Origin of the sequence: Streptomyces pilosus (genome assembly GCF_014649835.1) — a bacterium.
Classification (GTDB): domain Bacteria; phylum Actinomycetota; class Actinomycetes; order Streptomycetales; family Streptomycetaceae; genus Streptomyces; species Streptomyces pilosus.
The window spans coordinates 1-14,956 of the sequence record NZ_BMTU01000010.1; the positions used below are offsets into that span (position 1 = coordinate 1).

The window sequence follows — 14,956 nt, forward strand, 5'->3', positions numbered from 1 at the left end:
TCGCACCACCCGACACGTCCAGACACTTGCCACCCACCCCCTTCACCTCACCCGCACGGGGTGTGCCGGTGGAGGTGGTGAAGGAGAACTCATCGACGTCGTACAGGGCTCCGGTGCCGCCCTTGAAGACGAGGTACAGGGTGGTGGTGCCGGCCGGTGCGCCGGTGAGGGACGTGGTGACGTCCTGGAAGGTCTCCCATCCGCCGGTGACCGGGACGGTGGCCGTGCCGAGCAGGGGGCCGGCCGGTGAGCCCGCGCGGACCTCGAGGGTGCCGCCGCTGCCGCCGGAGGAGACGCGGGCGGTGAAGGCGGTGGCGTTGTCGAGACTGTAGGGCGTGAAGGAGATCCAGTCGCCGTTGTGGATGTCGCCGACGGTTTTGCCGCCGTGGGCGGGGGTGTGGTTGACGACCGCGACGCCGGCGGAGTCGCCGTAGTGCTCGGCCTGGCGGTGGCTGGGCTGGGTGATGTGCTGGTCGTGGGTGGTGAGTGCGGGCTGGCCGCCCGCGCCCTTGTCGGTGTACTCGGCGTCGACGACGCCGAAGATGTTGGCGTTGGGGTCGTGTTCGCCGTCGGCCAGGGTCTGCAGGGTGCCGGTGCAGCCGGTGGCCGAGGTCTGCGGGTGTCCGTGGCTGTCGTGGCCGATGACGAAGGTGACCTTCACCCGGGCGCAGTCGATGGTGCCGTCCTCCGGGTCGGTGACCGTGACCCGGAACGGGATGGCGTCGCCGAAGTCGTGGATCCGTCCGTCGGCGGGTGCGTCGATCCGTACGGTCGGGGCGGTGTTGCCGACGGTGATCTGCACGGAGGCGGTGGCGGATCTGCCTGAGGGGTCGGTGGCCTTGAGGGTGGCCGTGTACTGGCCGTTGGTGGTGTAGGTGTGGGAGGGGTTCGCGGCGGTGGAGGTGGCTCCGTCGCCGAAGGTCCAGGCGTAGGTGAGGGTGTCGCCGTCGGGGTCCGAGGTGCCGGCCGAGGAGAAGGCGACGGTGAGGGGCGCCGTGCCGGAGGTGGTGTTCGCGCGGGCCTGGGCGACCGGGGCGCGCCCGCCGGTGACGTGTTCGATGCGGTACAGGGCGGAGTTGGCGTCGCCGTTGAAGTAGCCGGTGCCGTAGTCCAGGACGTAGAGGGCTCCGTCCGGGCCGAAGGCCATGTCCATCACCTGGGTGCCGGTCCAGGGGAAGGGGTTGATGGTCTGCACGGTTCCGTCGCCGCCGGCCTCGATCCGTTTGATCCAGCGGCGGCCGAACTCACCGGCGAAGAAGTCGCCGTCGTACTCGGCCGGGAACTTCACCTCGGAGGTGGAGGCGGCGTCGTGGCGGTAGACGGGTCCGCCCATGGGTGACTCGGAGCCGTTGCCGAACTCGGGGACGGAGCCGCCGTCGTAGGGGATCCAGGCGGGCTGGGCGGGGGGCAGGTCGGTCAGGCCGGTGTTGCGCGGTGAGGTGTTCCTCGGCGCCGCGCAGTTGAAGGCCGCGCCCGGCGTGCCGGTGGCGAAGTCGTAATCGACGTACGCCTTGTTGGTGCCCGTGCAGTAGGGCCAGCCGAAGTTGCCGGCCCGGGTGACGCGGTTGAACTCGACCTGTCCGGCGGGGCCGCGGGAGGGGTTGGCGGTTCCGGCGTCCGGACCGTAGTCACCGACGTACACGATGCCCGTGGCCTTGTCCACGCTCATCCGGAAGGGGTTGCGGAAGCCCATGGCGTAGATCTCGGGGCGGGTCCGCGCGGTGCCGGGGGCGAACAGGTTGCCCGCGGGGATGCTGTAGGTCGCGTCGGCGTTGACCTTGATGCGGAGTATCTTGCCCCGCAGGTCGTTGGTGTTCCCGGAGGAACGCTGGGCGTCGTAGGCGGGGTTGCGCGAGGCGCGCTCGTCGACGGGGGTGTAGCCGTCGGAGGCGAAGGGGTTGGTGTCGTCGCCCGTCGAGAGGTAGAGGTTGCCCGCCGCGTCGAAGTCGATGTCGCCGCCGACGTGGCAGCACAGGCCGCGGGAGGCGGGCACGTCGAGGATCTTCCTCTCGCTTCCCGTGTCCAGGGTGCCGTCGGTCCTCAGGACGAAGCGGGACAGCCGGTTGACGCCGTCGAACGGGGTGAAGTCGGATGCGGTTCCGTCGGCGGGAGCGTCTCCGGCCGGGGTGTTCGACCGGGGTGCGTAGTAGAGGTAGACGAAGCGGTTGGAGGAGAAGGCGGGGTCGGCCGCGACGCCCTGGAGGCCCTCCTCGTCGTGGCTGTAGACGTCCAGTCTGCCCGCCACGGTGGTGGTGCCGGCCGCGTCCGTGCGCCGCAGTGTGCCGTCGCGCGACGTGTGCAGCACCGAGCGGTCGGGCAGGACGGCCAGGGTCATGGGTTCGCCCGTTTCGGCGACGCCCTTGGCGAGGGTGACCTGCTGGAAGTCCTCGGCCGCCGCGGTGGCGCCCGGTGCGGGCGGGGCGGTCGTGGGAGCGGCGGTGGCGGGGCCCACGGGCAGTGCCAGGCCCATCGCGCAGGCCACGGCGATCAGCAGCGTGCGGACACGTCTGTGTCCGAGCGGTCTCGTGCGCACAGAGATCTCCTGGTCGTGGGGGTTGCGGCGGTCCGGGGACCTGCCGTGAGGAGTCTGGGCGCGCGCCGTCGCGCCGTCGAGCACCGGCCGGTTCGCCCCGACGGGCTCATGACCGGTTCATTTCAAGGAAGTTAGCGGGCCTCGACCGAACGCGTAACCCCTTCGGCGCCCGATCCCGCAACTTCTTCCTCGCCCGGGACAAAGTGACCGGGCGTGGTGGCCGGTCAGGGCAGCAGGTCCGCCCCGGGTGGCCTGCGGAAGGACGCGAGGCAGCTGATCAGGACGCCTCCCGCGGCCCAGGCGGCGAGGACCCACCAGGCGGCGGACGTCCCGTGGCCGCCGAAGTACGCGTAGTTCCGCACCAGGGTCACTCCGGCGCCGTTAGGCAGGGCCTGTCCGATGGCCGACCAGAAGGGGGGAAGGAGCGTCGAGGGGTAGACGCCGCCGGCACTGGGGTTGCCGAGGACGACGAAGACCAGTACGGACAGGGCGATCCCGGGGGTGCCGAGCAGCACCTGGAAGGCCATGCCTGCGGCGGCCGCGGCGAAGGTGATGAGGGTCGCGATACCCCAGAGCGCGCCGAAGTGGCCGGGCAGGGCGTGGAACACCGGGTCGACGACGATCACCCCGGCGAGTCCGGAGACGACCGACAGGGCTGCCAGCGCGAGCAGCCGGACGACCGTGAGGTGGGGATTGGCGGGACGTGCCCCGTACGAGGCGGAGAGGGCGGCGGAGGCGAGGTAGCCGCCGATCACCACGCCGAGGACCAGGTAGAAGCTGCTCAGTCCGCGGCCGTCGGCGGGGTGGGGCGGCCGGAGGTCGGTGACCACCACGTCACCGCCGCCCGTCTTCTCGAACACGGCCTGCAGGGACTGCACCGCGGCCGGTCCGCCGGCCGAGGCCACCAGGAGTCGGTCCGGGCCGGGCCCGGCCAGCAGCGCGGCATCCGCACGGCGGTCGAGCACCATGGCACGCGCCTCGCTCGCGCTCTCCGCCGCCCGGGCCGCGAGCGGTTCGCCGGGCAGGGCGTTGAGTTCGTCGATCAGGCCGGCCTGCGCCTGCCCGGGGGCCACCACGGCCACGGCCAGGTCCCTCGGCCGGGGAGAGTGGAAGGCACCGATGAACGACACCACGAACGCGATCTCGAGGAGCAGCACGCCGCAGAGCAGGATCGTGGCCCGCGGGGTGACCGCGCGGCGCAGCTCGGTGCGGAAGGTCGCACCGGGAGGCTCGTCCTCGGTGGCCGGCGGGCCGTCGTTCCCGGTCCCGTTCTTCCCGTCGTGCATGGCGCCCTCGGTGTGCGTCGGTCGAATTGGCGTCCGCGGGCCTCGCGGCCCGGTCAGCCGGCCGTGCCGTCGGCGTCGCTCCGCGCGGGCTCCGGTTCCCCGGTGAGCCGGCTCGCCAGGCGGTAGGCGACGGTGACGTCGCGGTATTCCTGGCCGGGGGAAACCCTGTCGGGCAGGTTGGTGCGGTCGCTGCGGCTCGACGACCGGCGCTCGCCCGTGCCGGGGAAGCGGACGGATGTGCTGGGCCGCTCCGTGAAGCGGAGCCGGTCGGAGCGGACGGTGGCACCGAACGAGATGTCCGGCTCCTGGTGCGGTGGGCGAGCGGCCCGCGTTCAGGGCGGTTCCTGCGCTTCCTCGCCGGTGCGGCGGCGGCCGGCTCGCGGGGGCAGCTTCCCGTCCTCGCCCCGCGCCCGGCGGGGGCGGGCGGCGGCACGCTTCCCGGGGGGTGTGTCGCGGTCACGGTCCGCTGACCTGCGGGGGGCGGCACTGCGGGCCGGCCGGGTTCCGCTCGCGGGGGCGTCCTCGACGGACGGGACGTCGGCGACGGCGTCGGTGCTCCTGCCGGCCGTCCGGCTCGCCGCCCGGGTCACCTCGCCGGTCTCGCCGACCACGTCTCCCGCGGCGCGGCCGGCCTCTTCGCCGGTCTCCCGGACGGCCCGGCCCGCCTCACCACCGACCTCCCGGACCGTACGCCCGGTCTCACCGCCCACGTCCCGGACGGCACCACCCGCTCCACGGCCCACATCCTCCACCGCCGTCCCCGCACCACGGCCCACATCCTCCACCGCCGTCCCCGCACCACGGCCCACATCCTCGACCGCCGTCCCCGCACCACGGCCCACATCCCGGACGGCACCACCCGCTCCACGGCCCACGTCCTCCACCGCCGTCCCGGCGCCACGGCCCACGTCCCGGACGGCCGCTCCGGCGCCCGTGCCCAGTTCGCCCACCGCCTGGCGGGCACCGCCGCCGACGTCGCGCACGGCGGATCCGACTCCCCGCGCCAGTTCCCGCAGCAGCTCCGGGTTGCGGTCGAGCGTGGTGAGCACCCGGTTGATGATCAGCGCGACGTTGTCGAGTCGTACCTTGAGCTGGGCCTGCGCCTCCACGCCCGAGATCCCGAGGTGCACCCGGCCGAGCGTGACGTCGGCACCCACGTTCAGCCTCAGCAGATCCAGCACCTCGGCCTGCAGCGACACGTGCGCCCGCAGGTCCTCGACGTCGAGGTCGATCTCGTCGACCTTCAGCAGGGGCACGTCGAGGAAGACGTCCGGGCTCGCGTCGGTGGCCGCGTACTCCTCGTCCTGGGGTTCCGGCTCCTCGTCGTACTGCGCGGGCCCGGTGTACTCGTCGTCCGTCCCGACGGGTTCCTCATCGTTCCCGGCGTTGTCGTGCATCACCGCACTCCCCACGAGGTCGCCGCGTCTTTCGTCCCATGGTGGTCCCGTGTGCGGCGGAGTGCAGGCAGGGACCGTCCGCACGGGTGAGAAGGGCGCCGGCGCGGCTCACCGGGATGCGGACGGTGTCAGCGCAGTGTCCGGCAGTAGAGGGCGTCCGGCGTGCGTGAGGAGCCGATGCGGCCGGTGAAGGCGATGCCGGCGGCGTACTCGCCGTCGGCGCACTGGCCCTTGTAGTGGCCCTGGGCGAAGTCACCGCCCTTGGGGTGGGCCCCCCGGTTGTCGCTCCGGTCGAACCAGACCGTCCGGCCGCCGGTGCCGGTGACGCCGTCGGGAGCGGCCTTCGCGCACAGGGCGGCCGAGACGGCGGCACCGCGGACGCTGTAACCGGTGAGGAAGTGACCCGCGGGGCACTGCAGCTTGGTGTAGCCGGACGCCCAGTCGCCGCCCGGTGCGACGTGCCGTTCGTCCCTGACCACTTCGTGCCCGCCGGCCGGGTCACCCAGGTTCCCCGCCGTCACGTCGGAGCACAGGCCGCGGTTGCCCGTGTGACTGAGACCGAGGAGGCGCCGGCCGTCGGGGCACACGGCCTTGCGTGCGCCCGGGTCCCAGTCGGGCAACGCGCGCATGCGCCGGGAGGCGACGAAATCGGCGTGGTCCGGGCTGAGCATCGACCAGCCGGCCACGGGGGCGACGTGTCCGGAGCGGCCGCCGCTCCGCACCAGCCGCGTCCATGCGCCGGCCCGCCAGTCGTCCCCGTCGTAGGGGCCCATGCGGCGGCCCGCGGAATCCCAGTGCAGCAGCGCCCAGCCGTTGCCCCGGCGGTTCTCGTGCAGGCCGACGAGCGGCCAGTACGCGAAGTCCGCGTCCGTGCGGATCAGGTGGTCGACGAAGTTCTCGAACCAGGCACGCTGCGCGGCACCCGTCTCCTCCCGTCCGCCGGCGCCGAACTCGCTGATCCAGACGGGGGCGGTGAAGTGCCGGTCCGCTTCGGCGGAGACGAAGAACGCCTGGCGGTTCAGCACGGCCGTCAGCTCGCCGGGGGAAAGGTCCTGGTAGCGGGGGTCGGTGGTCTCGCCGATTCCGGTGGCGCCGCTGTGACGCGGGCCGGTGTAGCCGTAGAAGTGGGCCGAGTAGACGAGTTTGCCCGAGTCGACGAGGGTGTGCGAGAGCGCGCGGACGGGTTCCAGGGTGGGCCGCCCGTGGGCGAATCCGTCGACGGGGATGCCGGTCCAGTTGATGCCCTCGACGACGACGAGGAGGTCGGGGTTGGCCTCGGTGAGGATGCGGTCGCCGACGCGCTGCGAGGCGGTGAACCAGTCGTGGTTGTCGCCGAGGCCCCAGTTGGGGTCGTTCCAGATGTCGCGGCGGACCTCGTTGTAGAGGTCGGCGCCCACGACGCGCTTGTTCTCCCGGTAGCGGCCGGCCATGAACAGCCAGTCGCTCTCCCAGGCCGCCGTGGTCCTGCTCGCGTTCCAGCGCTCGTTGCCGTCGACTCCGCAGCACCAACGGGTGGTGTTGGTGTGGTTGTTGAGGATCACGGCGAGATCGGCGTCGGTGAGGGCGCGTACCACGGCGTCGTACACCTGGAGCGGGGTCTTCCCCCTGAGGGCGGGATTGGCGGCGACGGCGCCGTCCGTGACGGGGCGGGTGTCATGGATCATCTCGTTGGAGAAGGGCAGCCGGACGCTGTTGATCCCGATCTCCCGGAAGCCGGCGATGATCTCGGCCATCGGGGCGCGGTCGAGACCGAGCGGTATGCGGTGGGAGTTCTCCCCCGCGTGGTGGTTGCCGTCGTCGTCCGCGCTGCCGGTGCCGTTCCAGGTGCCGCTGGCACCGTGCCAGTTGCCGGACCGGAGCCTGAAACGGTCCCCCTCCGCGTCGACGATCCAGCGGCCGCGCGTGCTGAGCGGCGCCGTCCAGTCGTCGGCGGCGACGACCGCCCTTCCTGGGCCGGATCCCCCCGGGGCCGCGGACGCGGCCGCGGGGGCGGGCGCCGAGAGCGCCAGCAGGAGGGCGGTGGTCAGAACCGCCTTGGTCAGGGAGCCGCGCACGGTCACCCTCCCGGTCGTCCTCGCGGACTGAGATGTCATGACAGCGTCATGATGAGCCATCGGGGCGACGGGGTCCAGGCACCGTACGGCCCGTCCGGCAGCGGCTTTCCGCCGGTGAGGGGCGCCCGGCTGAACCGTTGGGCCACCGCGCGCGTACAGAGGGACAGACGGCCGCGCGCCCGCGCGGCCCCCTGCGCCGAACCGACCCGTCCAAGGAGTCCCCAGCGATGAGCACCGACCGCCTGAGCGACCGGCTCGCCGGCCACCAACCTCTCGTCCTGGGGCTGTTCCGCATCGTCCTCGGCCTGCTGTTCGCCAGCGAGGGGGCAGCCACCCTGTTCGGCGTCCTGGGCAGGAAGGCCAGTCCCACGGGCGACTGGCCGTTCTGGTACGCGGGCGTGATCGAGCTCGTGTGCGGTGTCCTCGTCCTCCTCGGGGTGGCGACCCGCGGCGCCGCCTTCCTCAGCTCGGGCGCCATGGCCTTCGCCTACTTCACCGAGCACCAGCAGGACGGACTCTTCCCCCTGCAGAACGGCGGTCTGGCCCCCGCCCTGTTCTGCTGGGGATTCCTGCTCCTGGTCTTCTTCGGGCCGGGCTCCCTGAGCCTTCCGGGCCTGCTCCGCCGCGGTGACGCCTCTTCCGCGCCCACCCCCGGACAGGCCCGCTAGCGGGTCGCGGGACGGCGGCGCCGCGGCCGGCGGCCCGGTTCGCGTTGCGGCCCGCGGCAAGCCGGCGGAGACTGAGCCAGGAGCGGCGACGGTCCGCAGGAGAGCGTGGAGCATGGGTGACTACGCGGACCTTCCCGGGGTCAGGACCTGGTACGAGACAGAGGGAACCGGCGATCCGCTGGTCCTGCTCCACGGCGGCTTCTGCACCAACGACACCTGGGGGGCGCAGCGCGCCGACCTCGCCGCCGCGTACCGCCTCCATCTGCCCGAGCGGCGCGGGCACGGACACACCCCCGACGTCGAAGGCCCGCTCCGCTACGAAGACATGGCCGAGGACACGGTGGCCTTCCTGGAGAAGGTCGTCCGGGCGCCCGCGCATCTGCTCGGCTGGAGCGACGGCGGCATCGTCGCGCTGCTCGTCGCCCTCGCACGGCCCGACCTCGTCCGCAGGATCGTGGTGATCGGCGCCAACTTCCGCCCCGCGCCCGAGTGCTTCGTCGAGCCGTCGATGCTCGACGCGCTGACGCCGCACAGCCCCGGCCTGGCGTTCTTCCGCGAACTGTACGAGGCCGTGACACCCGACGGAGCGGACCACTGGCCGGTCGTGGCGGCCAAGGTCACCGGCCTGTGGCGCACCGGGCCGACACTCACCACCGACGACCTGGCCCGTGTACGGGCACCGGCCCTCGTCCTCGTCGGCGACGACGACATGATGACGCTCGAGCACACGGCCGCCCTGTACCGCGCGATGCCGGACGGCGCACTGGCCGTCGTCCCCGGAGCGTCCCACCTGGTCCCGCTGGAGAAGCCCGCGCTGGTGAACCGGCTGATCCTCGATCACCTGGAGCAGGACGCCGTCGAGACGATGGCACCCGTGCGGCGTGCCTGAGCACCTGAGTCCCGTGGCGCGGAGCGACCGAGGGCGCCCGGCGCACGTCCTAGGGAGCAGGCGTCTCCACGACGCGGAAGGCGAGACACACGACCGGCGTGCCGTCGTCGACCGGGGTGCCCGCGCGCTCCCAGAACCGGCGGTGGCCCTCGCGCCACTCCTCGAGCGTGGCGTCACCCTCGCCCTCGGCCAGGGCGTGCTCCCAGGTGATCCCGCCGAAGGTGGTCCGCCGCACACCGGTGATCTCGAGCGTGGCGACGGGCCGGCCGTCGTCGTCCAGGAGCGCCAGCCGCTCCCCCACGTACTCGAGGCCCTCCGCCTCCTCGGCGTACTCGGCCAGCAGACCGGTCGTCGCCGTCTTCCGCCCGGCCAGCACCAGGGCGTTCAGCCGGGCCCGCAGGCCGTCCGGAGTGCCCAGTTCCATGGCCCGCATACCGTCGACCCGTGGCCACACGGCTCATTCACCTCACTCGACAGCGCGAAGGGGCAGGTGCCCTGAGGCGGCCATTGTCGCGTCGCCGCCCCAGCGGGCGTCCCGCGGGGTGCGCTGTCCGCCGCGGTCCGGCCGGGAGGCATTCACCGCCCGTATCGGGGCAACCGGCCCCGTACGCAACTGGCCCTGACCCAGACAGAGATGAGGGTGACGACATGTCCTACCCGGAACACCCGCCGACGCGAACCGACTCCGTGCCCGCGGCCCCCGCCGCGGGCGGGAGACGAGGCAACGGACTGGCCGTCGCCGCGCTCGTTCTCGGCGTCCTGGCGATCCTCCTGTTCTGGACCGTCGTCGGTGGTGTGGTGCTGGGCCTGCTGGCCCTCGTCCTCGGCATCATCGGCGCCCGCCGGGCGCGGGGCGGCCGGGCCCCGCACGGCGTGATGTCGATCGTCGGCGCGGTGCTCGGCGCGCTGGGTCTCATCGCGTCCGCGGTGATCCTCGCGATCGGTGCCTCGATCCTCAACTCGGACGAGTTCAAGGACTTCGACGACTGTGTCCGGCACGCCGACACTAAGAGCGAACGGGACGCGTGCGCCGAGGACTTCGACCGCGACATGAACAACTGACCGGAGCGGGACGGGCCGGGCGGCGACGGCCGGCGATCCCTGCTCCGGGCCGGAGGACGCGGCAGTCGGAGACGGCTGCCGCGCAGCCGGCCGCGTCACCCGGACGGGTGGCAGCGGCACGGCGTGCGGCGCACCGTCCAGACGACGCGACAGGCGCCCCGACGTCGCGCGTAGGACAGTGAGAGCATGAACCGTCACCGACGCCCACCCCGGCGGGCCCCCTGGGTCGCAGGAGGTGCCGCCGTGCTCGTCCTCGGCGGCATCGGGGTGTGGGTGTGGGTCGCGCAGGACGACGGCACGCCCAGCCCGACGCCCTCGGCGTCGGCCGACCTGTCGTTGCCGACGCTGAACCCACTGCCGTCGTGGACCTTCGAGACGGAGCCGTCCGGCACGGACCGGCGGACACCGCCGGACACACGGCTGCCCGAGCCGACGTCACGGCCTCGTCAGCCGGCCGGGTCGGATCCGCCGCCCCGGCCGGAGCCACCGGAGCAGGAACCCTCCACGGGACCGGTGCCGCCGGGCCGGCCTTCGCCGGGGCCGGTGCCGCCGGGCCGGCCCGCGACGACCGCGCCGGCGCCGTCCCTCGAACGGCCGACGGCTCAGCCGGTACCGCCGGGCCACAGGCCGTCGGCCGGAACGGCACCGGGCGACGGCGAGCCACAGCCCCGTCCGCCCGCGACCGGTGCGTCGGCAGGCCACCTGTCACGCACCCCCGCCACCTCGGCACCGTCGGCGGCCCCGCCCGGGAAGCCCCGGCCGCCGGCCGGGTCCCCGCGGCCCGAGCCTTCCGCACGGCCCACGAAGTCCGGCCCCCCGGCGGCTTCGGCCCGGCCCGCATCCCCCGATCCGTCCCCCGCGACGAAAGCCCCGGGACGGTCCACGACGTCCCGTCCCCCGGCACGGACCGGGACGGCGGAACCCCCGGCACCACCCGCGCGGCCCCCGGCGACACGGACGCCGACCTCACGCCCCGTCCCCCCGAACCCCGTACCGCCGCCGCCCGCCGCGACGTCCACCCCGGCGCCGCACCCACCGACGTCCGCACCGGCGTCACCCGGCGGCCGGCACCCGACTCCGGCACCGACGGCGGACGGCCGCGAACCGGGCGCCACCACGTGGTACACCTCGCAGGCCGCCACCGCCGCAGCCCGGCGCATGGCCGCCGGCGCGACGGTCGGCGATCCCGCCTGTTCGATGGCGGCCGCCGGCCGGCCGGATCCCCTCCTGCTGCCGCGGAACAGCAGGATCGGCATCGGACACCACGGCGCCTACTGGTGCCTGATCTGGTGAGCCGAGGCGGGCCGGCGCCGGGCGGACCGGCACTGCCCCGGCCGGGCCGGCGCGGCACGGCGTAGGCTGCCCTCGGCACGCAGACGGCTGGGTGGGGGAACACATGGCGGCTGGCACGGTCCCGGTGTGGGCGTCGGCACTCGATTCGGTGGTGGTGTACGCGCAGGGCGCGCTCTGCCGCCGACTGGCCCGCGGCACGGTACCGGTGGGGGGACGGGTCCGGGTGGCGGGGCTCCCCCGGTCCCTGGACCCGGACTCGCTGCGGGCCCGCGTCGTCGGCGCGCCCGGGGTGCGGGTCACCGGCGCCCGGGTCGAGGCCGAGGCCGAACCCCGGGACGGCGGCCCCGGGGACGAGTTGCTGCGCGAGGTGGAGCGTCTGCGCGACGCGTGCGCGGCCGCGCAGGGGCGCCGGGACCGGCAGCTGACCCTGATCGAGGAGGCGGGCGCGCTGCGTCCGGTGCCCCCGGGCCGCAAGCGGGACGATCCGCACCGCCGTACGCCCGTCGACGCGTGGCTGGAACTCGCCGACTTCGTCGAGTCGCGCATGACCGTGCTGCACGGCAGGCTCCGCGAACTGGAGGAGGAGCTGCGCCGGGTCGAGCACGAGCTCACCGTCGCGGTGGACCGGCTCTCCCGCGCCTCCACCGATCGGCCCCCGGCCCATGTGGCCACCTCGTTCGGCGCGGTCCTGACGCTGGACGGCACGGGGGAGGTCGAGGTGGAGGTGGAGTACGGGGTCCCCGGCGCCGTCTGGGTGCCCGCCTACCGGCTGGCGTACCGTCAGGGTGACGAGTCGGGGCGCCTGTTGCTGCGGGCCTCGGTGGCCCAGCGCACCGGCGAGGACTGGACCGGGGTACGGATCGCGCTGGCCACCGCGGACCTGCGCCGTCGCACGGAGCTGCCCCGGCTCCGCTCGCTCCGCATCGGACGCAGTCAGCCCCCACCCGCGCCCTCGGGCTGGCGCGGGCAGCCCGAAGGACTGAACGGGCTCTTCACCGGATACGACACGGCGGGCCCCCGGCCCGACAGCCACGCCGTGCCCGCGCTCGCCGGGGCAGCCGCTCCGCCCCCTCCCCTGCCGCCCCCGCCGGCACCGATGGCTTACGGAGCGCCGCCGGCCCCCGGTGGCGCGGAAGGCGTCTTCCCCCAGGCCTACGGTGCACCCGTTCCGCCGGCCGCACCCCCCACTCGTGCCCGGCCGCGCACCGGGGCACGGCCCGCCGCGGCCCCCGCCGCCCTGGCCCCCGCCGCTCCCGGGGCGGCACCGCCTCCGCCCGGAGCGTCCGCGGGATTCGCGCCCGCGGCGCCGCCCGCCGCCGGGTCGCCGCGACCGGGCACTGCCGAACTCGACTACACCGCACTCGTCCTGTGCGGCCCGGAGGAACCGGAGGGCCGTCGGGGCAGGCTCTTCCCCGGCTCCGGTCCCGACCCGGTGACCGCCGAACACCGCCGCCGTGCCGAAGCGGTGGCCGCGCTGCCGCTTCCCGGGCACGCCGTGCGGCCCCGCGAGTCGGCCGGTTCCTTCGACCACCGGTTCGATGCCGCCGCGCCTGCCGACATCCCCTCGGACGGCACCTGGCACACCGTCACGGTCGGCGAGATCGCGGTCGGCCTGCGTACCGAACACGTCTGTGTGCCGTCCGTGGAACAGACCGTGTACGCGACGCTGTTGCTCTCCAACACCACCGGGCAGGCACTCCTCGCCGGCCCGGTGGAAGTAGTCGTGGACGAGGAGTACCAGCTGACCGCCTCGCTGCCCACGCTCGCCCCGGGCGGTGCGTGCCGGGTGGGGCTCGGACCGGCCGAGGCCGTCGCGGTCACCCGCCGCACGGCTCTCCACGAGTCGACGTCGGGACTGCGCAACAACGTCACCGTGCTCGACCACCGGGTCCACGTCGAACTGGCCAACCGGCTCGCCGTTCCCGTCCGCGTGGAGGTGCGCGAGCGGGTGCCCGTGACGTCCGACGCGGACGTCCGCATCGAGGAGCGGGCCGACTGGACGGCGCCCGAGAACGACGACGCCCCGGAGCGGCACACGCCGGGCACCCGGCTGTGGCGGGTGGACCTGCCCGCCGGCGGCACCGCCGTCCGCGACGGCGGCTACGAGATCCGCATCCCGGCCGGCAAGGCCCTCACCGGCGGCAACCGCAGGAGCTGACACAGCCATGTCCACGTCATCGGAGCCGATCCCGCTGATCGCCCTTCCCGTCACCGCCGTCACCTGCACGGAGGACCGCGCCCACGTGGAGCGGACCGCGGTACTCGATCTGCGGGCCGGCACCCGGCGCCTGCGCCTCGGACCGGTCAGCGCGCTCGCCGTGGACCGCACCCTGCACGCCGAACTGCCCGCCGGGCATCCGGCGACCGTGCTCGACGTGCGGCTCGTACGGAGCTGGACCCCGCGCGGGCCGGGGCCCGCCGACGACGACTCCGCGCTGCGCCACCGGGTCACGGCCCTGGAGGAGGAGCGGTCGGTCCTGGAGCAGCACCGCGACCGGCTGCGGGCCCGTGCCGAACTGCTGGGCCGCGTCGCCGCCGACCTGCTGCGGGACATCGCCGAGGGCGCCGGCTGCGGGGAGCCGGAACGGGAACGCTGGAGCCGGGAGCTGGACCGCGTCGACGGCGAACGCGACTCCTGCGGCGAGCGGCTGCGCGCGGCGGAGGCCGGGCTGGCCCGCGTCGCCGCCGAACTCTCCGAGGCGCACGGGGCGTTGGACCTGCACGGGACGGAACCCGCGGAGCTGACCGCACACATCGAGCTGACCGTCCACGCCCCTGCCGACGGGCCGGCCGAGGTGCGCCTGAGCCATCTGGCCCCGTGCGCCCTGTGGCGGCCCGCCTACCGGGCCGTACTCGACGGCCGGGAGCTCACCCTGGAGACGGACGCGATCGTCTGGCAGCGGACCGGTGAGGACTGGTCGGACGTACGGCTGACCCTGTCCACCGCCCGCTCCGCCTCGGCGGGGGAGCCGCCGCGGCTCGGCGAGGACCGGCTGACGCTGACGGACCGCACGGCCGCGGAGCGCCGTACCGTCCACGTCGGACTGCGCGAGGAGGAGATCGGCGATCTCGGTCCCGCCCCCGAGCCCGGACTGCCGGGGGTGGACGACGGCGGGCAGGTACGGGTGCTCCGCTCCCCCGCTCCGGTCACCGTGCCGGCGGACGGTCGCGCCCACCGCGTACCGCTGTCCTCCTTCACCTCCCCCGCGCGCAGCGAGTACTCCTGCTCGCCCGAACTGTCGCCGCTGGTCAGCCAGGTGGTGCGGTGCGACAACCGGTCCGGCCACGCGCTCCTCGCCGGGCCCGTCGACCTCGTCGGCGGCAGCGGCTTCGCCGGACGCGGCACCCTGGACTTCACCGCCCCGGGCGCCCCCGTCGAGCTGTCCTTCGGCAGCCGGGACGACCACCGGGTCCTGCGGCGGACCGAGGAGACCCGGGACACCACCGGTATCAGCCAGCGGACCGTCCTCACCCGCACCGTCCGCCTGCACCTGTCGCGGTTCTCCGCCCCCGGCGACGACGAGGACCGGGTGATCTCCCTGCGGGAGCGCGTCCCGGTCCCGGAGGTGTCGGCGGTGGACGTGCGGCTGCGCCGGGACGCCTGCTCACCCGTGCCCGACGCGGTCGACGAGGACGGCATCGTCCGGTGGGACATCCCGCTCGGCCCGGGCGGCCGGCGCACCGTCACCCTGGTGTACGAGGTGTCGGCGAGCAGCAAGGTCACCGGTCTCTGACCGCCCGGTGAGGGAGGCCGTGGTCCGGCACGGCGGGCGC

Annotated in this window: 11 protein-coding genes; 6 read left to right on the forward strand and 5 right to left on the reverse strand. The window is 74.4% G+C overall.

The genetic code is table 11. From position 1 onward, the window contains the following. The 4 genes from IE118_RS23050 to IE118_RS23065 all read right to left on the reverse strand — a co-directional run. Nucleotides 1–2,533, reverse strand: a 2,533-nt coding sequence (locus IE118_RS23050; RefSeq protein ID WP_189559919.1) for a PQQ-dependent sugar dehydrogenase, incomplete at its 3' end; no start/stop codon positions are given. A 224-nt stretch (nucleotides 2,534–2,757) separates the two neighbouring features. Then, on the reverse strand, nucleotides 2,758–3,819 hold the full coding sequence (locus tag IE118_RS23055; RefSeq protein WP_189559920.1) for an ABC transporter permease: 1,062 nt from the start codon (nucleotides 3,817–3,819) through the stop codon (nucleotides 2,758–2,760). Nucleotides 3,820–4,151: 332 nt separating this feature from the next. Then, nucleotides 4,152–5,216: a TrbL/VirB6 family protein gene (locus IE118_RS23060; RefSeq protein ID WP_189559921.1), complete on the reverse strand. Its 1,065-nt coding sequence runs from the start codon at nucleotides 5,214–5,216 to the stop codon at nucleotides 4,152–4,154. A 128-nt stretch (nucleotides 5,217–5,344) separates the two neighbouring features. Further along, nucleotides 5,345–7,309, reverse strand: coding sequence for a glycoside hydrolase family 5 protein (locus tag IE118_RS23065; RefSeq protein ID WP_189559922.1), 1,965 nt, complete (start codon nucleotides 7,307–7,309; stop codon nucleotides 5,345–5,347). A gap of 188 nt (nucleotides 7,310–7,497) precedes the next feature. On the opposite strand from IE118_RS23065, the gene IE118_RS23070 reads away from it, so the two are divergent. Together IE118_RS23070 and IE118_RS23075 are read left to right on the forward strand one after the other, a co-directional pair. After that, on the forward strand, nucleotides 7,498–7,938 hold the full coding sequence (locus IE118_RS23070) for a DoxX family protein (protein ID WP_189559923.1): 441 nt from the start codon (nucleotides 7,498–7,500) through the stop codon (nucleotides 7,936–7,938). Nucleotides 7,939–8,050: 112 nt separating this feature from the next. Beyond that, entirely contained in the window at nucleotides 8,051–8,827 is a 777-nt protein-coding gene (locus tag IE118_RS23075) for an alpha/beta fold hydrolase (protein ID WP_189559924.1), read from the forward strand. Nucleotides 8,828–8,876: 49 nt separating this feature from the next. On the opposite strand, the gene IE118_RS23080 is transcribed toward IE118_RS23075, so the two are convergent. Continuing rightward, on the reverse strand, nucleotides 8,877–9,251 hold the full coding sequence (locus tag IE118_RS23080; protein WP_373303215.1) for an ASCH domain-containing protein: 375 nt from the start codon (nucleotides 9,249–9,251) through the stop codon (nucleotides 8,877–8,879). A gap of 224 nt (nucleotides 9,252–9,475) precedes the next feature. On the opposite strand from IE118_RS23080, the gene IE118_RS23085 reads away from it, so the two are divergent. From IE118_RS23085 to IE118_RS23095, 4 genes are all read left to right on the forward strand, one after another. Beyond that, nucleotides 9,476–9,889, forward strand: a complete 414-nt coding sequence (locus IE118_RS23085) for a DUF4190 domain-containing protein (RefSeq protein WP_189559925.1) — start codon at nucleotides 9,476–9,478, stop codon at nucleotides 9,887–9,889. A 1,158-nt stretch (nucleotides 9,890–11,047) separates the two neighbouring features. Beyond that, on the forward strand, nucleotides 11,048–11,182 hold the full coding sequence (locus IE118_RS34495) for a hypothetical protein (RefSeq protein WP_268248962.1): 135 nt from the start codon (nucleotides 11,048–11,050) through the stop codon (nucleotides 11,180–11,182). 103 nt (nucleotides 11,183–11,285) lie between these two features. After that, nucleotides 11,286–13,340, forward strand: a complete 2,055-nt coding sequence (locus IE118_RS23090; RefSeq protein ID WP_189559926.1) for a DUF4139 domain-containing protein — start codon at nucleotides 11,286–11,288, stop codon at nucleotides 13,338–13,340. Nucleotides 13,341–13,347: 7 nt separating this feature from the next. Beyond that, nucleotides 13,348–14,916, forward strand: a complete 1,569-nt coding sequence (locus tag IE118_RS23095) for a mucoidy inhibitor MuiA family protein (protein ID WP_189559927.1) — start codon at nucleotides 13,348–13,350, stop codon at nucleotides 14,914–14,916. Nucleotides 14,917–14,956 lie beyond the last annotated feature (40 nt).